Consider the following 20651-nt stretch of genomic DNA (forward strand, 5'->3'; position numbering starts at 1 on the left):
GGTGAAATTTCCGAAAGAATAGTTTCGTATTGGTACTAAGCGGGACTATATATGCCGAAGATTGGCTATATTCGGGTGTTAATAAATGACCAGAACTGTGGCTTATGAAAAAATGTGTTGATAAGAGTAAATTATGAACTATTTTGCAGGATAAATTTGTAGTAAAAATAACTAATTGAAGGTTTAATTTTATGCCATACAACAAGCACTAATGAGGTTTCATTTTGCATAAAATATAAATTTAATTTATCTTAAAATTAATTACGTTAACTTCATTCCCAAACAAAGTTTAGGTCAGTTATTTTCAAAATAATCAGAAGTAAAATTAAATATGGACAATAAACCCGCAGTTATAAGCTGCGAGTTCTACCATTATCAATTGAGCATCAGCGCTTCTTTTTCTTTCCCTGAACCGCCTTAAAACGTGGATTAGATTTACAAATAACATATAATCGACCACGACGACTTACGATTTTGCAATCCGGGTGGCGAGTTTTTGCTGTTTTAAGTGAACTTAACACCTGCATTTTTATAATCTCTCAATATTATTTATTACCAATAAAACGCCCGAATTTTTTCTGGAATCGCGCAGTACTGCCTTCCTGAGATAAAGTTTTCTGCTTACCCGTATAGAAAGGGTGTGATTCCGATGACACATCAACAGTGACATATGGATATCCTACCCCATTCAAGGTAATTGTCCGTTCTGTGCGAATCGTAGAGCCAATTGTGAAATAAGCATTAGCACTGGTATCGTGAAATACAACTACCCGGTAGTTTGGATGGATATCTGGTCTCATAATTTCGCCAAATTGTAATAATATAACATTACAATAGCGTGATTTATTTTTATCGGCAAGAAAATAATGTAAATTTTCTCAGCTCAAAAAAAAGCCGCCGCGCATTTAATGCACAGCGGCTTTTTTCAACTTCTTATGATAAAACGATTATTCTACGGTCACTGATTTAGCCAAATTACGAGGCTGATCAACATCAGTTCCTTTAATCAGAGCAACATGATAGGAAAGCAGTTGCAGTGGCACGGTATAAAATATTGGTGCAGTCAACTCTTCAACATGTGGCAACGGAATAATCTTCATTCCTTCACTATCGGTAAAACCTGCGTCATGATCAGCAAACACATATAGCAATCCACCACGGGCACGGACTTCTTCGATATTAGATTTCAGTTTTTCTAGCAGTTCATTGTTCGGAGCTACAATGATAACCGGCATATCTGCATCAATCAGCGCTAGTGGACCATGTTTTAATTCACCGGCAGCATAAGCCTCAGCATGAATATAAGAAATCTCTTTTAATTTTAGAGCGCCTTCAACCGCAATCGGATATTGATCACCACGGCCAAGGAACAAAGCATGGTGTTTGTCAGAAAAATCTTCCGCCAACGCTTCGATAATTTTATCCTTCGACAGCATACTTTCGATGCGGCTTGGCAGTGCATGTAATGCATGAACAATTTCTTGCTCCTGCTCTGCATCAACACCTTTCAAACGTCCAAGGTAAGCCACCAGCATCAGCAATACTGTCAGCTGAGTTGTAAACGCCTTAGTTGAAGCAACGCCAATTTCTGCACCGGCTTTGGTCATCAGAGCAAAATCAGACTCACGTACTAAAGAAGAACCCGCTACGTTACAGACAGTCAATGATGTGAGATATCCAAGTTCTTTGGATAAACGCAGCGCTGCTAATGTATCTGCGGTTTCACCCGATTGAGACAAGGTGATCAGTAAGCTTCCTGAACGGCGTGCTGATTTGCGGTAACGGAATTCAGAAGCAATTTCCACATCACAAGGAATACCTGCCAATGCTTCAAACCAATAACGGGAAACCATACCTGCATTATAGGATGTACCACAAGCAACTATCTGAATATGCTCTACTTGAGCTAATAATTTAGCTGCGTTAGGACCAAGTTCAGATAGATCTACCTGCCCATGACTCAAGCGTCTTTCCAGAGTGCTTTTAATCGCCATTGGCTGTTCATAGATCTCTTTTTGCATGTAATGACGGTAGACACCTTTGTCACCAGCATCATACTGGACATTGGATTCTATCTGTTCCCGTTCAACCGGTTCGCCCTGAGCATTGAAAATGCGCACAGTACGACGAGTTACTTCAGCAATATCCCCTTCCTCAAGGAAGATAAAACGACGAGTAACAGGCAATAGCGCCAACTGATCAGACGCCAGAAAGTTTTCTCCAACACCCAAGCCTATAACCAAAGGACTACCCGATCTTGCAGCAATTATTGTTCCAGGATCACGGCTATCCATGATGACTGCGCCATAGGCACCTCGCAGCCGAGGAATAACTCGTTGAATAGCTTCTAACAAAGTACCACCCTGTTTTTGTTCCCAATGAACAAGGTGGGCAATAACTTCTGTATCAGTATCCGAGATAAATTGATAACCGAGTTCAATTAATTGAACTCGCAACTCTTCATAGTTTTCAATAATACCGTTGTGAACAACGGCAATATAATCAGATACATGCGGGTGAGCATTTTTCTCGTTTGGTTCACCGTGTGTAGCCCAGCGGGTATGAGCAATACCTGTCCCACCAAGGACCGGCTGCTTATCAACTTTATCAGCAAGTACTTGTACCTTGCCGACTTCTCGCAGACGGAGCATATTTTTTTCGTTATCAACAACCGCCAAGCCGGCGGAGTCATAACCACGGTATTCCAAACGACGCAATCCTTCAATCAGGATTTCTGCAATATCTCGTTGTGCTACTGCACCAACAATTCCACACATCAGTTTTGTTCCTAAAAATAGGGCTGATGAAAGCCCTTTATATGTCAAGAGCCTGATTGTTTTCCGGTTTTTCCGGTCCCCGAGCCTGTAGAGTGGGGATTATTATTTTATTTTTTTTCCTTCACAGGGCGTTTCCACCCCTGAATATGCGTTTGTTTAGTTCTACTTACTACCAGTTCATTTTCAGCTATGTTTTTTGTCACTGTTGTTCCTGCTCCGATTGTAGCGCCTTTAGCAACAGTCACCGGAGCAACAAGCTGAGTATCAGAACCAACAAAAACATCGTCACCAATAATGGTTTTAAATTTATTAGCACCGTCATAGTTACAGGTAATAGTACCTGCACCAATATTTACATTACGACCAATGTCTGCGTCGCCAAGATAAGTCAAATGTCCAGCTTTAGAACCTTTACCCAGATAAGATTTCTTCATCTCAACGAAATTCCCTACATGGGCTTTTTCAGCGAGTTTAGAACCGGGACGCAAACGTGCAAAAGGCCCAACAGTACAACCCATCTCCATTTCAGAATCTTCAACTATTGTATAGGGGCTAATAATAGAATCATTACCAATGATGCAATTTTTCAACACACAACCGGTACCAATCTGTACGTTATTACCAAGGGTTACATTACCCTCAATAATGACATTAGTATCAATAACCACATCACGGCCATGAATTAATGTGCCACGTAAATCAAAACGGGCAGGATCCAACAACATAACGCCCGCTAGTAATAATTGTTCCGCTTGCTCAGATTGATAAATCCGTTCAAGAGCAGAAAGTTGAAGGCGGTTATTTACACCTTCCATTTCACTCAAGCGAGTTGGATGCACCACTTCAATTTTCCTACCTTCTTTATAAGCTAACGCAATCACATCAGTAAGGTAATATTCACCCTGAACATTGTTGTTATCCAATTGGGACAACCAACGTTTTAAATCACCACCATTAGCAACCAGAATTCCTGTATTTATTTCATTGATTTTACGTTGATCTTCAGTCGCGTCTTTTTGCTCAATGATGCCAGTTACTTCCCCGTTTTCACGAACAATACGACCATAACCCGTTGGATTATCCAAAATTGCTGTTAATAAACCTATACCACCCTCAGGTTTAACCGCTAGTAAGCGTTCAAGGGTATCTGTACCAATAAGAGGTACGTCGCCATACAATATTAAAATATCTTCATCATCAGCGAAATGTGGTGCTGCCTGCTGCATCGCATGGCCAGTTCCTAATTGCTCTGCTTGTAATACCCAATTCAGTGTCTGATTAGAAAGGGTTTGCTTCATCAGGTCACCACCATGTCCATAAACTAGGTGAACATTTTTAGCGCCCAATGCCATTGCAGTATCAATCACATGCTGAACCATCGGTTTACCGGCCAGCAAGTGCAGAACTTTAGGGAGATCAGAGTACATGCGAGTTCCTTTACCTGCGGCAAGGATTACAACACTTTTTGCACTGTTAGACATAAGAAACCTGATAGCTCCAATTTAAGATAAAAAAAGTAAACCTGTTTGCGAGATAAATTACTACATATTTCGCAATACAAAAAAGCCAGTTAGTTTTCACCAACTGGCTTTTTTATTTAACCGCCTGTATTACATCGCTTTTTTTGTCAGTTCGATTACACGAAGTTTTGCAATCGCTTTAGACAATTCAGCAGATGCCTGAGCATAGTCAACATCACCGTGAGAATTACGGATGTGTTCTTCAGCTTTACGCTTAGATTCCAACGCCTTAGCTTCATCCAAATCTTTACCACGGATCGCAGTGTCAGCCAGTACGATAACGCCGCTCGGTTGTACCTCAAGGATACCCCCAGAAAGGTAAATGACCTCTTCTTCACCGAACTGCTTAACAATACGTACCATGCCAGGTTTTATGGCAGTCAGTAGCGGAGCATGCCCTGGATAAATACCCAGTTCACCTTCACTACCTGTCACCTGAATTTTCTGTACCAAGCCTTCAAACATCCGGCTTTCAGCACTGACAACATTCAGATGGTAAGTCATTGCAGCCATGTCAACCTCCGGTCAGCCGTATTAAAGTTTCTTCGCTTTTTCCACAGCTTCTTCGATGGTACCTACCATGTAGAATGCCTGCTCTGGTAGGTGGTCATAGTCGCCGTCTAAGATACCTTTAAAGCCACGGATAGTATCTTTCAGGGAAACGAACTTACCTGGTGAACCAGTAAAGACTTCTGCAACGAAGAACGGCTGAGACAGGAAGCGCTGGATCTTACGAGCACGCGCAACCACCAGCTTATCGTCTTCTGATAGTTCATCCATACCCAGAATAGCGATAATATCTTTCAGCTCCTGATAACGTTGCAGGATAGACTGAACGCCACGGGCAACGTTATAGTGCTCCTGACCAACAACCAATGGATCAAGCTGACGGCTGGTAGAATCCAACGGATCAACCGCAGGATAAATACCCAAAGAAGCAATCTGACGGCTCAGTACTACGGTCGCGTCCAAGTGGGCGAAAGTCGTCGCTGGAGATGGGTCAGTCAAGTCATCCGCAGGTACGTAAACAGCCTGTACGGAAGTGATAGAGCCGGTTTTGGTAGAAGTAATACGTTCTTGCAGAACACCCATTTCTTCCGCCAGAGTTGGCTGATAACCTACCGCTGATGGCATACGGCCAAGCAGTGCGGATACTTCAGTACCTGCCAAGGTATAACGATAGATGTTATCGACAAACAACAGAACATCACGGCCTTCATCACGGAACTTCTCAGCCATTGTCAAACCAGTCAACGCAACACGCAGACGGTTTCCTGGCGGCTCGTTCATCTGACCATATACCAGAGATACTTTATCCAGTACGTTAGAGTCTGTCATTTCGTGGTAGAAGTCGTTACCTTCACGGGTACGCTCACCTACACCGGCAAATACCGAGTAACCCGAATGCTCAATCGCAATGTTACGGATCAACTCCATCATGTTTACGGTTTTACCTACACCCGCACCACCAAACAGACCAACTTTACCACCCTTAGCGAATGGGCAAATTAGGTCCATTACCTTAATACCGGTTTCCAATAGTTCTTGAGAGTTAGATAACTCTTCATAGCTTGGAGCCGGACGATGAATAGCCCAACGCTCTTCTTCACCGATATCGCCTTTCATGTCGATTGGTTCACCCAACACGTTCATGATACGGCCCAATGTCGCTTTACCAACCGGAACTTCAATTGGGTGGCCTAAATCAGTGACACTTAAACCACGGCTTAAGCCATCAGAAGTACCCATTGCAATACAACGAACAACGCCGCCGCCCAACTGCTGCTGAACTTCCAGCACCAGCTTAGCTTCGCCGTTTTGAACCTCAAGAGCATCGTATACTTTTGGTACGGTATCTTGAGGGAATTCGACGTCCACCACGGCGCCGATTACCTGGATAATCTTTCCAGTAGCCATCTTGAATCCTCTACGTAATTCATAAACCTAGCTGTTAAACCGCGGAAGCACCCGAGACAATCTCGGTCAGCTCCTGAGTTATGCTGGCCTGACGAGCTTTGTTATAAACCAACTGCAACTCTTTGATCAGGCTGCCACCATTATCAGTTGCGGCTTTCATCGCCACCATTCGTGCGGCCTGTTCACTAGCCAGGTTTTCAACGACGCCCTGATAAACCTGCGATTCTACATAACGACGCAGCAGTATATCTAGCAACGCCTTAGGATCAGGTTCGTATAAATAATCCCAGGATTTCTTCTTCAGTGTCTCATCATCTCCGGCAGGCAGAGGCAATAACTGAGTAATAGTCGGTTCCTGGGACATTGTATTGATGAACTTGTTTGTCACCACATACAATTTATCCAGACGCCCCTCATCGTATGCCCGCAGCATGATATTCACTGGCCCGATCAATTCGGATAGTGAAGGGTTATCTCCCATGCCTGTTACCTGAGCAACAACGTTGCCCCCAACAGAAGCAAAGAAAGAGGTAGCCTTAGAGCCGATAAGCGCCAGATCACACTGGACACCTTTATCAGACCAGTCTTTCATTTCTGAAAGCAGTTTTTTGAACAGATTAGTGTTCAAACCACCGCACAAGCCACGATCGGTAGAAACAACCAGATACCCAACACGTTTGGTTTCACGCTCTTCAAGGTATGGATGTTTATATTCCAGATTACCTAACGCAAGGTGACCAATCACACTGCGTATGGTGTCTGCATAAGGACGGCTGGCCGCCATGCGATCCTGCGTTTTACGCATTTTGGACGCAGCAACCATCTCCATCGCTTTAGTGATTTTTTGCGTGTTTTGCACGCTGGCGATCTTGGTACGTATCTCTTTTGCGCCGGCCATTCCTGATTCTCCTCATTAACCAGACGGCCCATGTTTAATTAAACCGGGCCGAATAGTGTTACCAGGACTGAGTTGCCTTGAAGGAATCCAGCAGAGCGTTTAGCTTTGCTTCGATCTCTTCATTGTAACCACCAGACTGGTCAATCTCTTTTAGAAGATCAGCATGTTCACGGTTGGCATATGCAAGCAACGCAGATTCGAAATCAATAACCTTAGCAATTTCGATATCTTCCAGATAACCACGTTCCGCAGAAAACAGAGACAATGACTGTTGTGCAACAGACATTGGGGCATACTGTTTCTGTTTCAGCAATTCAGTTACTTTTTGACCATGATCCAACTGCTTACGGGTTGCATCATCAAGGTCAGAAGCAAACTGAGAAAACGCTGCCAGTTCGCGATATTGAGCCAGAGCAGTACGAATGCCCCCAGACAATTTCTTAACGATTTTAGTCTGAGCAGCACCACCCACACGGGATACTGAAATCCCTGGGTTAACTGCTGGACGAATACCCGCATTGAACAAACTAGATTCCAAGAAAATCTGACCATCAGTAATTGAAATAACGTTTGTCGGTACGAATGCTGATACGTCGCCTGCCTGAGTTTCAATGATAGGCAGGGCCGTCAGAGAACCGGTTTTACCTTTCACTTCACCATTGGTGAATTTTTCCACATATTCAGCGTTAACACGTGCCGCACGTTCCAGCAAACGAGAGTGCAGATAGAAAACGTCACCTGGGAATGCTTCACGTCCTGGTGGACGACGGAGCAACAGAGAAATTTGACGATAAGCTACAGCCTGCTTAGACAAATCATCGTAAACAATCAGCGCATCTTCACCGCGATCACGGAAGTATTCGCCCATTGCACAACCCGAATATGGCGCCAGGTATTGTAATGCCGCAGATTCTGAAGCAGTCGCAACAACCACAATAGTATTGGCAAGAGCACCATGTTCCTCTAATTTACGAACAACGTTCGCAATAGTAGAAGCTTTCTGACCAACTGCAACATAGACACATTTTATGCCTGAGTCACGTTGGTTAATGATTGCGTCAATAGCCAGTGCTGTTTTACCCGTCTGACGGTCACCGATAATCAGTTCACGTTGACCACGACCGATAGGGATCATAGCGTCAACGGATTTATAACCAGTTTGTACCGGCTGATCAACAGATTGACGGTCGATAACACCTGGAGCGATCATTTCAACAGCAGAGAAACCATCATGCTCAACAGGGCCTTTACCATCAATTGGCTCACCCAGCGTGTTTACTACACGACCAAGCAGGCCACGACCAACAGGTACTTCAAGAATACGGCCAGTACACTTAACCTTCATGCCTTCTGCTAAGTCAGCATACGGCCCCATCACAACCGCACCTACGGAGTCACGCTCCAAGTTCAATGCGATTGCATAACGATTGCCAGGCAGTGCGATCATCTCACCCTGCATAACTTCGGCTAAACCGTGAATACGAATGATACCGTCGTTAACGGATACAATCGTACCTTCATTGTGAGCTTCACTCACTACATTGAACTGAGCAATGCGCTGCTTGATCAGTTCGCTGATTTCGGTGGAATTCAGTTGCATATGCTCCAGTCCCCTTAAGACTGCAAGACGTCTGTTAAGCGATCTAAACGGCCACGAATACTACCATCGATCACCAAATCACCTGCGCGGACAACCACACCAGCAATAACAGACTTATCAATTTTGCAATTCAGCTTAACTTTGCGTGACAGACGTTTTTCCATCGCTACAGCAATTTTAGTCAGCTGTTGTTCTCTCAGTTCGGCGGCAGAAATTACTTCAACATCAACGGTTGATTCAAGTGATGCACGCAATTGAATAAATTGCTGCAAAACTTCCGGTAACGCCAGTAAGCGACCGTTCTCTGCCATAACACGAATAAAGTTCTGAGCATGTTCATCGACCTGTTCACCGCAAATTGCGATAAAGGTATTAGCTAATGTTTCCGATGCCAATGAACCGGAAAGCAGCTCGCCAACTTGCTCATTACGAGTCACTTCAGCCGTGAACGCCAGCATATTCTGCCATTGTTCAAGCGATTGTTTTTCCACAGCAAAGTCAAAAGCTGCTTTGGCGTAGGGGCGAGCTACAGTAGCGAATTCAGACATGCCCCTCCCTCCTTACAGTTCAGCGACCAGTTTATCAACGATGTCGCTATTAGCAGCTTCATCCACGGAACGTTCGATGATTTTCTCGGCACCTGCGATAGCCAACATAGCGACCTGCTTACGCAACTCTTCCCGAGCACGCTTACGTTCGGCATCAATTTCTGCCTGAGCTTGCGTTACGATTCTGTTACGTTCCTGCTCAGCTTCCGCTTTTGCATCATCAAGGATCTGGGCTTTTTGTTTATTAGCCTGTTCAATGATGACCTGAGCTTCCGCTTTCGCTTTCTTCATTTGGTCGGTCGCATTGGCTTGCGCTAAGTCCAGGTCCTTTTTGGCACGTTCTGCAGAAGATAAACCGTCAGCAATTTCTTTTTGACGTTTTTCTATGGCCGCCATGATCGGTGGCCATACGAACTTCATACAGAACATAACAAACAAGACAAACGCAATGGCCTGGCCGAGGATTGTTGCATTAATATTCACAGCACAATACCTCTTTTAAAATTAATGAGTTGACGTAGTTTCAGATTATTTCCACAAACTACGCGACAGCAAACATTACGTACAAGCCAAGGCCCACAGCAATCATTGGGATGGCGTCAACCAGACCCATAACGATAAAGAACTGTGTACGCAGAAGAGGGATTAAATCTGGCTGACGAGCAGCGCCTTCCAAAAATTTACCTCCGAGGATGCCGATACCGATCGCAGCACCGATTGCCGCTAGGCCCATCATTACAGCGGCAGCCATGTACAGCAGATCCATATTCAGGTTTTCCATGACAGTCTCCAGTTTGTTTCAGTTAAAACACAGTTAGTTATTGTGGTAAAAAATTAATGTTCTTCAGATGCCATCGACAGATAAACAATCGTCAGAACCATGAAAATAAAGGCTTGTAACGTAATAATCAGTATGTGGAAAATAGCCCAAGGCAGGCTGAGTAACCACTGCGACCACCACGGTAACAGACCAGCTATAAGAATAAAGATCAATTCACCCGCATACATGTTACCAAACAGTCGCAGACCGAGTGATACCGGTTTTGAAAGCAGGCTAACTCCTTCCAGAATTAAGTTAATTGGAATAAACAGTGGATGATTAAAAGGCTGTAAAGTCAGCTCCTTTGTAAAACCACCAATCCCTTTCATCTTAATGCTGTAGTAGAGGATGAGGACAAAGACACCAATAGCCATCGACAAGGTAATACTGACATCTGCTGTTGGCACAACACGCAGAGCCGGTAAACCAAAGACATGTTCACCGATATAAGGGAGAAAATCGATTGGCAATAAGTCCATCACGTTCATTAATAACACCCAAACGAACACTGTCAGTGCCAAAGGGGCAATAACTTTGCTCTTCCCGTGATACATATCACGAACGCTGTTATCAACAAAACCCATGATCAATTCTATAGCAGTCTGAAGTTTGCCAGGTACGCCACTGGTGGCATTAACCGCAACCTTTCTGAATACATACAGAAATAAAATCCCTAATACGACTGAGAAAAAAAGCGAGTCAATGTTCAACGTCCAGAACGTTGCAGAACCACCAGAGTTGGGATCGACCAACTCAAAGGTACGTAGGTCCAACTGAAGGTTATTCAGGTGGTGGCCTATGTAGTCCCTTGCAGTTGAAACTTCTCCTGATGCAGACATGATGCCTCTTACCCTTTTATTGTTGAAAACCTAACCGTTTATCACAGCAGGTGCGATGATTTGCACAATCAGCACCGCTAAATAAGTTAAACCTAGTGGTGCAAACGCCGCTTTAAACACGCCTAAAGCAACAACCAGCACAGCTATTGTAATAATAACTTTCAACCCTTCGCCAACAGCGAAAGACCATGCAATACGTACAGGAACCTCTTCTTCTTTTGCTTTTTGAAAACTGGCAAACAGCATAAATATGGTATTAGGTAACCAGCATGCTAGCCCACCAGCAAAAGCAGAAGCGCCCCATTCTATACTTTTGGTACAAAAAGCCACACTGAGAACAACAAAAGTCATTAACTGCAAAAAAAGCAGCTTCAGTGCAATTTTACCGCTGTAAAGGGATACAGACATGACTTTTGTTTTCTCCCCTTGCACGTCTTGCATATCAGGTTTTGCTAAATGTTGTATAAAACTGCCTTTGCTTAAGAGTGTCAAGTGACAAAAACGTGCAAATTATACGGGCCGCCAAAATGAATTCAATCCATAAGTAGTGAAAAGGTGAACAATTATTTAAATTTTTTATTTTGGCGCCAGATTGCAAGCTAATGATTGTGCTGATTTCTTGTTTTTTATAATTTCATACATTTCGGACTTAAATGTGATTTAAATCACATATTTTTTTCATTTGTTAATTATCTTTAACATTCACAGGTGATAAAAATAAAACAAATTAATAATAAAATCAATTCGTTAATTTAATTTCATATAAAAGAGTGATTATATTATTGATTTAAATCACCCAGCTAACTTCTGGCGGGTTTAAAAAAGTGAATCTGATGAAAAAATGCTTTATTTGATTTTAAAAGGTTCAACTATCTTAATATCAAGATAACGTTATTTTTGTGTAATAACTCGGTAAATTAAAGCTGAAACGAGGTAAACTATAATTAACGATGCTGATTACAGTATAATTGTGCTCAACATCACTAATTATTTATAACTTTATTGACAAATAACAAAATCAGTTTGATTTAAGGATAACCAAATGACGTTGCCCTTCTAGTTCAGGAACATCTAATTTAATAACCGAATCAACAGAAATCCCAAAAGGCAACATAGTCAGTTCCTCTTCTGGAAGCACACCTTTAAGCGCATAAAAACGCCCGTGAATAGGCTCAGGCAAATGACTGCACCAAGAGACCATATCTTGTAACGAAGCAAAAGCACGGCTTATTACGCCATCAAAAGGAGGCTCAGAAGAATACGCTTCAACTCTACTTTGTACTGGTTCGATATTTACCAAACCAAGTTCATGCTGAACCTGACGCAAAAATCTCACCCTTTTACCTAAACTATCCAGCAATGTGAAGTGAGAATCAGGACAAACGATAGCTAACGGGATACCAGGCAATCCCGGGCCTGTTCCCACATCGATAAAACGATGACCTTGCAGATAAGGACTGACAACAATGCTGTCCATGATATGACGTACCAGCATTTGCTCCGGCTCACGTACTGATGTGAGATTGTAAGCCTTATTCCACTTATTGAGCATATCAACATAGGCTACAAGCTGCTGTTTCTGCTGTAGTGATAACTCTATTCCCGCTTTGGTCAGTAACAATTCTAGTTTGTTAAGCACAATTAAAATCCTCTCAGGCGCTGCGGCGCAATAATCCTTGTTTTTTCAACCACACAAGTAAAATTGAAATTGCAGCGGGTGTTACCCCCGAAATACGAGAAGCCTGGCCAATTGAACTTGGCTTATGATCATTGAGCTTAGCGACAACTTCATTGGAAAGACCACTGATTTGATGGTAATCGAGATCAACCGGTAATGATGTGTTTTCATTACGTAGCTGTTTTTCGATTTCTTCCTGCTGGCGGGCAATATATCCCTCGTATTTGACTTGAATTTCAACTTGATCAGCGGCTTGTGGTTCTTCAAGACCTGGAGAAAACAAGGCCAATGAGGTCAAAAGTTCATAGTTCATCTCAGGACGACGCAGTAGATCTTCACCATTAGCCTCTTTCGACAATGGCATTTTCAATATGTTGTTTATGTCATCAAGATTATTTGAATTAGGGTGAATCCAAATATTACGTAAACGCTGACGTTCCTGTTCAACCATTTCGACTTTACGGCAATAATGTTCCCAACGTGAATCATCTACTAACCCTAATTCACGGCCTTTTTCTGTTAAGCGCAGGTCTGCATTATCTTCACGTAGCATCAAACGATACTCAGCTCGAGAAGTAAACATACGGTATGGTTCTTTAGTCCCTAAAGTACATAAATCGTCAACTAAAACGCCAATATAAGCTTGATCACGGCGAGGGAACCAGCCTTCTTCTTCTGAAGCATAACGAGCTGCGTTAAGGCCAGCCAAGAGTCCTTGAGCAGCAGCTTCTTCATAACCCGTGGTACCGTTAATTTGTCCAGCAAAGAATAGACCGTGGATGAATTTACTTTCTAGTGTTTGTTTCAGATCTCTTGGATCGAAAAAATCATATTCTATTGCGTAACCAGGACGAATAATGCGAGCATTTTCCATTCCTTTCATGGAGTGAACAATTTGCATCTGTACGTCAAATGGCAAGCTGGTAGAAATACCATTTGGATAGATTTCATTACTGGTTAGTCCTTCGGGTTCAAGGAAGATCTGGTGAGCGTTACGATCCGCAAAGCGCATGACTTTATCTTCGATTGAAGGACAATAGCGTGGACCGATCCCTTCAATGATCCCTGCATACATTGGGCTACGATCCAAATTATTGCGGATCACATCGTGAGTTTTTTCATTCGTATGGGTGATGTAACACGGTATTTGTTGTGGATGTTGTTTCACGTTTCCAAGGAAAGAAAATACCGGTGTTGGATTATCACCTAGTTGTTGTGTTAACTGACTAAAATCAATAGTTCTGGCATCAATACGTGGTGGCGTTCCTGTTTTTAATCTGTTTACACGTAAGGGTAACTCACGTAAGCGTTGTGCCAACGAAATTGCAGGAGGATCACCAGCCCTTCCACCACTATAATTTTCCAGACCAATGTGGATCTTACCGTCAAGAAATGTTCCTACGGTCAGAACAATAGCTTTGGCTCTGAACTTAAGCCCCATGCGTGTTACTGCGCCAGTAACTGTGTCATTTTCAACAATGAGATCTTCTACAGGTTGTTGGAAGATCATCAGATTAGGTTGATTCTCCAATGCCATGCGCACAGCTTGACGATAGAGAACTCTATCCGCTTGAGCTCGTGTTGCACGAACTGCTGGCCCTTTACTGGCATTCAAAGTTCTAAATTGGATACCAGCTTGATCAGTGGCTTTAGCCATTAAACCACCAAGCGCATCAATTTCTTTAACCAGATGTCCTTTACCGATCCCGCCAATCGCTGGGTTACATGACATTTGGCCCAAAGTGTCAATATTGTGGGTCAGTAATAAGGTTTGACGGCCCATACGAGCGGCTGCCATAGCAGCTTCAGTACCGGCATGACCACCACCGATAATGATGACGTCAAATTGTTCTGGATAAAACATGGTGATGAACCTTTAGTTATAAGAATGCTCAGTGTTGCATTAGGGAAGAGAATTCTACTCAAGTTTTAGCGATAGACCAAGTAGGTGAGATCACCGGTAATTAAAAGAAGATCTTTTTTATTTAAAGATCTGTTTATTAGATCTTTTATTAGGATCATGATCTTTTGTGGATAAGTTATTTTTCCTTAGAAAGATCATAAAGCTGCAAAGGATCATTTGTTGTGAATGATCCGTGATCCCACGAGGTATAAACTGGGATCTAAATCGGTGGTTATTCACAAGGCGATCATTGTCAGAGAGTTATACTATGGATAACTACGGGTTAACCCCGGGTTTTTAGATAAGTTATCCACAATCGTTTGCTGTTTTTTTGTTCTTGTTAGAGTAACTTCGCCCAATTTTTGACCCATTCTTCCGCGGGATCTTCGGGGATCTCGTGCTGTTGAATATCAATCTCCAGACGATCACCGAGGCGTTTAGCTCCGCTTTCTATTAATAATTGGTCAAATGATCTTATTGCCCCGCAAAAAGTATCGTATTCAGAACTCCCAAGGCCGACAGCGCCAAACGTTACCTTGCTGAGATCAGGTTTTTGTTCAGAAATTTCTGCCGCCAATGGTTGTATATTTTCTGGCAATTCTCCTGCTCCATGTGTGGATGTGACGACTAGCCAGATCCCTTCTTGAGGAAGTTCATCTAAAGAGGGGCCATGTAGCATTTCAGTGGAGAAGCCAGCATCTTCCAAAATTTCAGCCATATGTTCAGCTACGTATTCAGCACTACCCATTGTGCTACCGCTGATTAAGGTAATAGTGGCCATAGTGATCCCAACAGATTTCAAGAGTCGCTATTGTACGCTGTGAATCTGTTGGGATCTACCTGTGGATAATGTGGTTATAACAAATTTTATTTTATGGCTTGATTGTCCGCATGATCGGATTTTGTAAGGAGATTAGGGTTTCTGTTGATTGAATTTCATCGATAGTCTGTATTTTGTTGATAAGTACATCTTGAAGGGATTCAATTGAGCGGCACATAACTTTAATAAAGATGCTGTAGTGGCCTGTTGTGTAGTAAACTTCAACTACTTCATCCAGGTTGTCTAGTTTTTTCAGGGCAGATGGATAATCTTTAGCACTTTTAAGAATAATGCCAATAAAGCAACACACATCATAACCAAGTTGTTTCGTGCTGATATCTACTCTGGTGCCGGTGATGATTCCTGCTTGCTTCATTTTTTCCACACGAACGTGAATTGTTCCTGGGCTGACCGCAAATTTCTTTGCTAGTTCGGCATAAGGTGTACGTGCGTTGTCCATTAAAGCGTGAAGTATGTCACGGTCTAAATTGTCGATCTGATAAATTTCTGCCATTTTTAGCCCCATTTTTTAATGAATTTTCATTTTTAACATCTAAAAAATGAATTTTATGAATCATAAAGTCTATTTTTATTAAAGTATATTGAATTTATCCCCCATTTTATTGCTTAATGTTTCCAACAGGACATCAGGGCCACCTAAAAAATTAGAGAATAACATTATGAAAAAGTCGTTTATTGAAAAGCAGCAACAAATCAGTTTCGTGAAATCCTACTTTTCCCGTTTGCTGGAAAGCAAACTGGGTCTGATTGAAGTACAAGGGCCAATCCTAAGTTGTTTGGGAGATGGTATTCAGGACAACCTGTCTGGTCATGAAAAAGCTGTTCAGGTAAAAGTAAAAACTTTACCTGATTCAACTTTCGAAGTAGTGCATTCATTGGCTAAATGGAAACGTAAGACACTGGGACGTTTTGGCTTTCAGCCTGAACAAGGGCTTTATACTCACATGAAAGCATTGCGTCCGGATGAGGATCGCTTAACACCAATCCACTCTGTTTATGTTGATCAATGGGATTGGGAAAAAGTGATGGGAGATGGGCAACGTTCACTTGCTTATCTTAAACAGACGGTAGGTAAAATTTACGAAGCAATAAAAGAAACAGAAAAAGCTGTCAGCAAAGAGTTTGGTCTGGCGCCGTTCCTGCCAGATCAAATTCACTTTGTTCATAGTGAAACGCTTCTGAGCCGTTATCCGGATCTGGACGCAAAAGGTCGTGAACGTGCTATTGCTAAAGAATTGGGCGCTGTTTTCCTCATAGGTATTGGTGCGAAATTATCTGATGGTCAATCTCATGATGTACGCGCGCCTGATTATGATGACTGGACGACGCCAAACTGCGATGGTTTTTTTGGTCTAAACGGCGACATCATTGTTTGGAACCCTGTTTTGGAAGATGCGTTTGAGATCTCTTCTATGGGTATCCGTGTTGATGCAGATGCACTGGAGCGTCAGTTAGCACTGACTGGTGATGAAGAGCGTTTACAATATGATTGGCATCAGACGTTACTCAAAGGTGACATGCCACAGTCGATTGGTGGCGGTATTGGTCAATCTCGTTTAGTGATGTTACTGCTGCAAATGAAGCACATCGGTCAGGTTCAGTGCAGTATCTGGTCACCAGAAATACGTGAAACTGTAGAAGATATGCTTTGATTCAATTAGTGACGCCATTTTCGCAGTAAACGGCTTTTAAGTCCGGTATCAAAGCGCCAGATATGATCGAATATCCGCATAATATCGGGCTTACCATATTGGGACATGGAGACCGCATGGAAGCGGTGTTGCTGATGCAGTTGCAGATTTTTTATCTGATGGATTAGTGAGTCCGGCAGGCGCTGGGCAATGAAATCTGAGATAACAACAGCATCAGCATCTTTCCAACGATGTTCTTTCATTTTTTCGATTGTGTTTGTCAGACAGAAAGCGAGATCTGTCCCTCCTCTGAAAGTCTGGCTGAGAAAACGAATAGCTTGCTCCAGACCATCTGGTGAGGATAGTTCATAGTGCACAATTTCTGTCGTAAATAGCATGATATGGCAGTTACGATTATCTGCTAGAGCAATGCGTAACAGTGCCAGACAAAAGGCTTTAGCACATTTCTCATTGAATCTCCCCATAGAACCGGAAGTATCTACACAAATAATAAATGGTCCTCGTGGTTTTTCTTCCTGGCTATAATGAGTAACTGGCCGTAATGTTGTTTTTTCTTGCCAGTTATCCCCTTGTAAGCGATAAGTCAGGAGTTTTTTTTCCACTAATTTGCGATAAAATTCATATTCCAGATCTTCAATTCCTAAAATTGCCAATTCTATTGGCAATAGACGCAAAATATCATCACTTTGTCCGATTCCATTCACCTGTTCAGGAACGGTATCGGGTGTTCGTTCGATTGTGGTAAATGGTTCGAAAAAATGATTTTCCTGTGGTTTTGATTTTGCAGATTGGCTGCGTCCAAGTAATTGAGCTAATTTTTCCAGTTCCGGCTGTTGGCGAAGAAATTCACTATAACGAATCAATAACTGTTTATTATTTTGGGAATGATTTAACTGATTTTTACTCATGTCCCATAACAGACCTGCTGCCCTATCATTTTCACTAAAAACAGGATCAAGATTACCGCTTAGTGTCAGCCTTTGTTGTAGTTCTGCTAGTAATTGCTCTTTTTCTTGTTCCAGCAATTGCTTATGGAAGGTTGTGGTTTGCAAGATCAAACTGATCCTCCATCGTTGAATAAATAGAATTTGCAGTGTATTTGAATTAGCAATAGTGTTGGTTGCGAGTTTCTGTGCTTCTTCACTAAAAGGGGATTCAATTCGGTTCAGGGTTTCTAAAATGTCGGGAAGTTTAAGGTAAAAAAGATTTGTATTGGCAGAGAGTAGTTGTTGATATAACTTAAATTCTTCTGCCAGAGTTGCAGGGATGAGAGTTTCTTTAATCCTGTGCTGTAAATCGTGTTTCCAGCCGGGGATATCTTTTAATAGTGCACGTTTCAAACGCGGGTGTTTTTCAAAAAAGATAGCTAACTGAGGTGAAGCTAGAAGCGTTAATATGATCTCTTCTATCATCTCTCCTTCGTTTATTGATAGTAAAAGATCGAGGGTTGTCAGACTAATCATTTAATTAGTTACCCATTTTTATTTTGAATTGATTAATTTTATCGGCTAATTGGATAAAACTTTGCTCTATCGTAGCAAGCCAATGATTTTCAATAAATAGACATGGCTGATGCTGATTAAACAGTTGATGTTGGTGATGGATTTCTTGATTAATTTTTTCCAATTTTTCCAGCCACTCGCTGTTTTCTTCCTTTTGCTGATACTGACGGCTTGGTAAATATAGCGTGGATGAACGACGGCTGATATCAAAAATCTCTGGCTGATGTGCTGAATTAATTTCGGCTGCTATGTTTTGTGGAAAACCAATGCCGTTCAGACGGGCTGATAGCTCTCCGCCTTTGCTTATCCAAATATTCAACGCTTTTTTTTCCAATTCAATGAAATTAACTTTAATATCATGGAGATGAAGAGGTGTATGTAGGAATAGAATCAATTTTTCTTCATTGATATGATCGGGTAGTGAATATTGTATTTTGTGTCCAAACAGACTGGTTTGTTTTTCCAGCTTTAACGCTTGTTGATCATTTTTATCCTGACAGACTTGAGCCCATTGGTGATAGAGCGAATCAATTTTTTGAGATAATACTCTTTGCTGATATGCCTGTTCGGTCATGAGAGTATTTAGGTACTGAGGTAATAATTTAAAAGAGTGAAGATCATGCCACAAACAATCTTTCAGCAATATTAAGTCAATAGGGGATATCTCTTTTCTACCATTAAAGAAAGCACTGGCTTGTAATAAATGGATGGCTTTCTTCCAGCGTCGATCTGAAATGTAAGGTGAATGTTCTGTCGTATCAAGTTGCTGGCGTAAATGGTAGATAATATCAAAACAACTATCAGGTAGAATTATCTTATCAATCTCTTTTTGCCATTGGTGAAATTCTTCACTTGTTATCTGAATGTCTGCCGGGACAGGGTTATCATTTTCATTTTTGTGGCTAGTGAGTAACGCTCGGAAATTCTTTTTTTCTTGAATTTTGTCCAGCCAAATACGAATTAACATTCTGTCATAGAGCGCTTCCAGGCTGTTATCTGCTTCAGGCAGCTCATTGGATGCTGTTACAAGTAATCGCATTGGAATTTTCTCTTCTGTATCGCCATTTCTGAATTTTCTTTCATTAATTGCGGTCAATAGGGTATTCAGAATTGCTGGACCGGCTTTCCATATTTCATCAAGGAAGACAATTTCGGTTTCAGGTAAATATCCGTTAGTTAGACGTTGGTAACGTCCTTCTTCTTTCAATGCCTGAATAGAAAGAGGACCGAAAATTTCTTCAGGAGTTGAAAAGCGAGTCATCAGATATTCAAATGCTCTGGCATCCCGAAACGCAAATTTCAATCGTCGGGCTATCAGGCTTTTTGCGATACCAGGAGGACCGAGTAGAAAAACACTTTCCCCACACAATGCCGCTAGCAAACATAAACGAATAGTCTGTTGTCTTTCATACAGACCACTTTCCAGATAGTGACTTAAGCAAACTATTTTTTCTGCTAACAACATAATTCGTACCAATATTATCTGTTGGATTAGATGAAACCTAATTGGCCTTCTCCATAGATTTTAATCATTATTTGTTGATGTAGACAATATTTACCTTAAAAATCGATTCAGCGTCAAATATTCAATAAGTTAGCATTTATTTTCGTTTCTTTCATTATCGAAACGTTTCGATAGTGATCACACTTTTGTATCACTAATGTTGTATTTTAAATATTACTTTCTATATTACTAAATAGCGAAACGTTTCGCTAATGGAATAAAAAAATGAAAAAAGGTGTATTACTTAATTCTGAAATTTCAGCCGTAATTTCTCAGCTAGGGCATGCTGACCAGATTACAATTGGTGACGCTGGATTACCAATTCCTTCTTTAGCCCAGCGGATTGATTTAGCGCTAACCCAGGGAATTCCTAGTTTTATATCCGTTCTTAATGTTGTTACACACGAAATGCAAATTGAAGCTGCATTTTTAGCTGAGGAGATCATTGACCATAATCCTTTGATACATCAATTAATATTGACTCAAATTAAAGAGCTTGAGAAACAGCAAGGTAATTCAATTACTGTAGACTATATTAGTCATAATATGTTGAAAGAGAAAACAGAACATAGCCGAGCGGTGATTCGCACAGGAGAGCATTCTCCTTATGCCAATATTATCCTTTGTGCTGGCGTGACTTTCTGAGGTGATT

21 protein-coding genes are annotated in these 20651 nt (G+C 41.8%); 2 read left to right on the forward strand and 19 right to left on the reverse strand.

What is annotated here, in order from left to right; translation table 11 throughout:
- Positions 1 to 386: 386 nt before the first annotated feature.
- The 17 genes from ykgO to asnC form a co-directional block, all read right to left on the reverse strand.
- Positions 387 to 527, reverse strand: a complete 141-nt coding sequence (gene ykgO, locus BA1DRAFT_RS22300; RefSeq protein WP_012776225.1) for a type B 50S ribosomal protein L36 — start codon at positions 525 to 527, stop codon at positions 387 to 389.
- A gap of 18 nt (positions 528 to 545) precedes the next feature.
- A complete protein-coding gene (locus BA1DRAFT_RS18135) occupies positions 546 to 800 on the reverse strand; it encodes a type B 50S ribosomal protein L31 (RefSeq protein WP_036782015.1) in 255 nt (84 codons plus the stop codon).
- A gap of 147 nt (positions 801 to 947) precedes the next feature.
- Positions 948 to 2777: a glutamine--fructose-6-phosphate transaminase (isomerizing) gene (gene glmS / locus BA1DRAFT_RS18140; protein ID WP_036782017.1), complete on the reverse strand. Its 1830-nt coding sequence runs from the start codon at positions 2775 to 2777 to the stop codon at positions 948 to 950.
- Between the two features lie 107 nt (positions 2778 to 2884).
- Complete coding sequence (gene glmU / locus BA1DRAFT_RS18145; RefSeq protein ID WP_036782019.1) at positions 2885 to 4258, reverse strand: bifunctional UDP-N-acetylglucosamine diphosphorylase/glucosamine-1-phosphate N-acetyltransferase GlmU; 1374 nt, start codon at positions 4256 to 4258, stop codon at positions 2885 to 2887.
- Between the two features lie 129 nt (positions 4259 to 4387).
- A complete protein-coding gene (locus BA1DRAFT_RS18150; RefSeq protein WP_011144452.1) occupies positions 4388 to 4810 on the reverse strand; it encodes a F0F1 ATP synthase subunit epsilon in 423 nt (140 codons plus the stop codon).
- 21 nt (positions 4811 to 4831) lie between these two features.
- Positions 4832 to 6214 (reverse strand): F0F1 ATP synthase subunit beta, encoded by a 1383-nt coding sequence (gene atpD / locus BA1DRAFT_RS18155; RefSeq protein ID WP_011144453.1) that lies wholly within the window; start codon positions 6212 to 6214, stop codon positions 4832 to 4834.
- Positions 6215 to 6248: 34 nt separating this feature from the next.
- A complete protein-coding gene (atpG, locus tag BA1DRAFT_RS18160) occupies positions 6249 to 7112 on the reverse strand; it encodes a F0F1 ATP synthase subunit gamma (protein ID WP_036782022.1) in 864 nt (287 codons plus the stop codon).
- Positions 7113 to 7170: 58 nt separating this feature from the next.
- Complete coding sequence (gene atpA, locus BA1DRAFT_RS18165) at positions 7171 to 8712, reverse strand: F0F1 ATP synthase subunit alpha (protein WP_036782024.1); 1542 nt, start codon at positions 8710 to 8712, stop codon at positions 7171 to 7173.
- 14 nt (positions 8713 to 8726) lie between these two features.
- Positions 8727 to 9260: a F0F1 ATP synthase subunit delta gene (gene atpH, locus BA1DRAFT_RS18170; RefSeq protein WP_036782026.1), complete on the reverse strand. Its 534-nt coding sequence runs from the start codon at positions 9258 to 9260 to the stop codon at positions 8727 to 8729.
- A 12-nt stretch (positions 9261 to 9272) separates the two neighbouring features.
- The gene (gene atpF / locus BA1DRAFT_RS18175; protein ID WP_036782028.1) at positions 9273 to 9743 is read right to left on the reverse strand and encodes a F0F1 ATP synthase subunit B; all 471 of its coding nucleotides are present in this window, start codon (positions 9741 to 9743) and stop codon (positions 9273 to 9275) included.
- Positions 9744 to 9801: 58 nt separating this feature from the next.
- The gene (gene atpE, locus BA1DRAFT_RS18180; protein WP_000429386.1) at positions 9802 to 10041 is read right to left on the reverse strand and encodes a F0F1 ATP synthase subunit C; all 240 of its coding nucleotides are present in this window, start codon (positions 10039 to 10041) and stop codon (positions 9802 to 9804) included.
- Between the two features lie 53 nt (positions 10042 to 10094).
- A complete protein-coding gene (gene atpB, locus BA1DRAFT_RS18185) occupies positions 10095 to 10919 on the reverse strand; it encodes a F0F1 ATP synthase subunit A (RefSeq protein ID WP_036782030.1) in 825 nt (274 codons plus the stop codon).
- Positions 10920 to 10949: 30 nt separating this feature from the next.
- Positions 10950 to 11327 (reverse strand): F0F1 ATP synthase subunit I, encoded by a 378-nt coding sequence (atpI, locus tag BA1DRAFT_RS18190; RefSeq protein ID WP_036782032.1) that lies wholly within the window; start codon positions 11325 to 11327, stop codon positions 10950 to 10952.
- A gap of 610 nt (positions 11328 to 11937) precedes the next feature.
- Positions 11938 to 12558, reverse strand: coding sequence for a 16S rRNA (guanine(527)-N(7))-methyltransferase RsmG (rsmG, locus tag BA1DRAFT_RS18195; protein ID WP_036782034.1), 621 nt, complete (start codon positions 12556 to 12558; stop codon positions 11938 to 11940).
- A gap of 13 nt (positions 12559 to 12571) precedes the next feature.
- Positions 12572 to 14461, reverse strand: a complete 1890-nt coding sequence (gene mnmG / locus BA1DRAFT_RS18200; RefSeq protein WP_036782036.1) for a tRNA uridine-5-carboxymethylaminomethyl(34) synthesis enzyme MnmG — start codon at positions 14459 to 14461, stop codon at positions 12572 to 12574.
- Between the two features lie 379 nt (positions 14462 to 14840).
- Positions 14841 to 15281: an FMN-binding protein MioC gene (gene mioC / locus BA1DRAFT_RS18205; protein ID WP_036782038.1), complete on the reverse strand. Its 441-nt coding sequence runs from the start codon at positions 15279 to 15281 to the stop codon at positions 14841 to 14843.
- A gap of 91 nt (positions 15282 to 15372) precedes the next feature.
- Positions 15373 to 15834: a transcriptional regulator AsnC gene (gene asnC / locus BA1DRAFT_RS18210; protein ID WP_011144463.1), complete on the reverse strand. Its 462-nt coding sequence runs from the start codon at positions 15832 to 15834 to the stop codon at positions 15373 to 15375.
- 166 nt (positions 15835 to 16000) lie between these two features.
- On the opposite strand from asnC, the gene asnA reads away from it, so the two are divergent.
- Positions 16001 to 16993 carry an aspartate--ammonia ligase gene (asnA, locus tag BA1DRAFT_RS18215; protein ID WP_036782040.1) on the forward strand — a complete coding sequence of 331 codons (993 nt, stop codon included), beginning with the start codon at positions 16001 to 16003 and terminating at the stop codon, positions 16991 to 16993.
- A 5-nt stretch (positions 16994 to 16998) separates the two neighbouring features.
- Here asnA and viaA read toward each other — a convergent pair whose 3' ends face one another.
- Positions 16999 to 18456, reverse strand: a complete 1458-nt coding sequence (gene viaA, locus BA1DRAFT_RS18220) for an ATPase RavA stimulator ViaA (protein ID WP_036782042.1) — start codon at positions 18454 to 18456, stop codon at positions 16999 to 17001.
- A 4-nt stretch (positions 18457 to 18460) separates the two neighbouring features.
- Positions 18461 to 19960 carry an ATPase RavA gene (gene ravA, locus BA1DRAFT_RS18225; RefSeq protein ID WP_036782044.1) on the reverse strand — a complete coding sequence of 500 codons (1500 nt, stop codon included), beginning with the start codon at positions 19958 to 19960 and terminating at the stop codon, positions 18461 to 18463.
- 264 nt (positions 19961 to 20224) lie between these two features.
- Between ravA and rbsD the strand changes: the two genes are divergently transcribed.
- A complete protein-coding gene (rbsD, locus tag BA1DRAFT_RS18230) occupies positions 20225 to 20644 on the forward strand; it encodes a D-ribose pyranase (protein WP_036782045.1) in 420 nt (139 codons plus the stop codon).
- Positions 20645 to 20651: the final 7 nt, after the last annotated feature.

Origin of the sequence: Photorhabdus aegyptia (assembly GCF_000612035.1) — a bacterium.
GTDB classification, from domain to species: Bacteria; Pseudomonadota; Gammaproteobacteria; order Enterobacterales; family Enterobacteriaceae; genus Photorhabdus; species Photorhabdus akhurstii.

Excerpts from the sequence above, each read along its gene's own strand:
- ykgO (WP_012776225.1), bottom strand. The coding sequence starts at position 527 with ATGCAGGTGTTAAGTTCACTTAAAACAGCAAAAACTCGCCACCCGGAT.
- BA1DRAFT_RS18135 (WP_036782015.1), bottom strand. The coding sequence starts at position 800 with ATGAGACCAGATATCCATCCAAACTACCGGGTAGTTGTATTTCACGAT.
- glmS (WP_036782017.1), bottom strand. The coding sequence starts at position 2,777 with ATGTGTGGAATTGTTGGTGCAGTAGCACAACGAGATATTGCAGAAATC.
- glmU (WP_036782019.1), bottom strand. The coding sequence starts at position 4,258 with ATGTCTAACAGTGCAAAAAGTGTTGTAATCCTTGCCGCAGGTAAAGGA.
- BA1DRAFT_RS18150 (WP_011144452.1), bottom strand. The coding sequence starts at position 4,810 with ATGGCTGCAATGACTTACCATCTGAATGTTGTCAGTGCTGAAAGCCGG.
- atpD (WP_011144453.1), bottom strand. The coding sequence starts at position 6,214 with ATGGCTACTGGAAAGATTATCCAGGTAATCGGCGCCGTGGTGGACGTC.
- atpG (WP_036782022.1), bottom strand. The coding sequence starts at position 7,112 with ATGGCCGGCGCAAAAGAGATACGTACCAAGATCGCCAGCGTGCAAAAC.
- atpA (WP_036782024.1), bottom strand. The coding sequence starts at position 8,712 with ATGCAACTGAATTCCACCGAAATCAGCGAACTGATCAAGCAGCGCATT.
- atpH (WP_036782026.1), bottom strand. The coding sequence starts at position 9,260 with ATGTCTGAATTCGCTACTGTAGCTCGCCCCTACGCCAAAGCAGCTTTT.
- atpE (WP_000429386.1), bottom strand. The coding sequence starts at position 10,041 with ATGGAAAACCTGAATATGGATCTGCTGTACATGGCTGCCGCTGTAATG.
- atpB (WP_036782030.1), bottom strand. The coding sequence starts at position 10,919 with ATGTCTGCATCAGGAGAAGTTTCAACTGCAAGGGACTACATAGGCCAC.
- atpI (WP_036782032.1), bottom strand. The coding sequence starts at position 11,327 with ATGTCTGTATCCCTTTACAGCGGTAAAATTGCACTGAAGCTGCTTTTT.
- mnmG (WP_036782036.1), bottom strand. The coding sequence starts at position 14,461 with ATGTTTTATCCAGAACAATTTGACGTCATCATTATCGGTGGTGGTCAT.
- mioC (WP_036782038.1), bottom strand. The coding sequence starts at position 15,281 with ATGGCCACTATTACCTTAATCAGCGGTAGCACAATGGGTAGTGCTGAA.
- asnC (WP_011144463.1), bottom strand. The coding sequence starts at position 15,834 with ATGGCAGAAATTTATCAGATCGACAATTTAGACCGTGACATACTTCAC.
- asnA (WP_036782040.1), top strand. The coding sequence starts at position 16,001 with ATGAAAAAGTCGTTTATTGAAAAGCAGCAACAAATCAGTTTCGTGAAA.
- viaA (WP_036782042.1), bottom strand. The coding sequence starts at position 18,456 with ATGATTAGTCTGACAACCCTCGATCTTTTACTATCAATAAACGAAGGA.
- ravA (WP_036782044.1), bottom strand. The coding sequence starts at position 19,960 with ATGTTGTTAGCAGAAAAAATAGTTTGCTTAAGTCACTATCTGGAAAGT.
- rbsD (WP_036782045.1), top strand. The coding sequence starts at position 20,225 with ATGAAAAAAGGTGTATTACTTAATTCTGAAATTTCAGCCGTAATTTCT.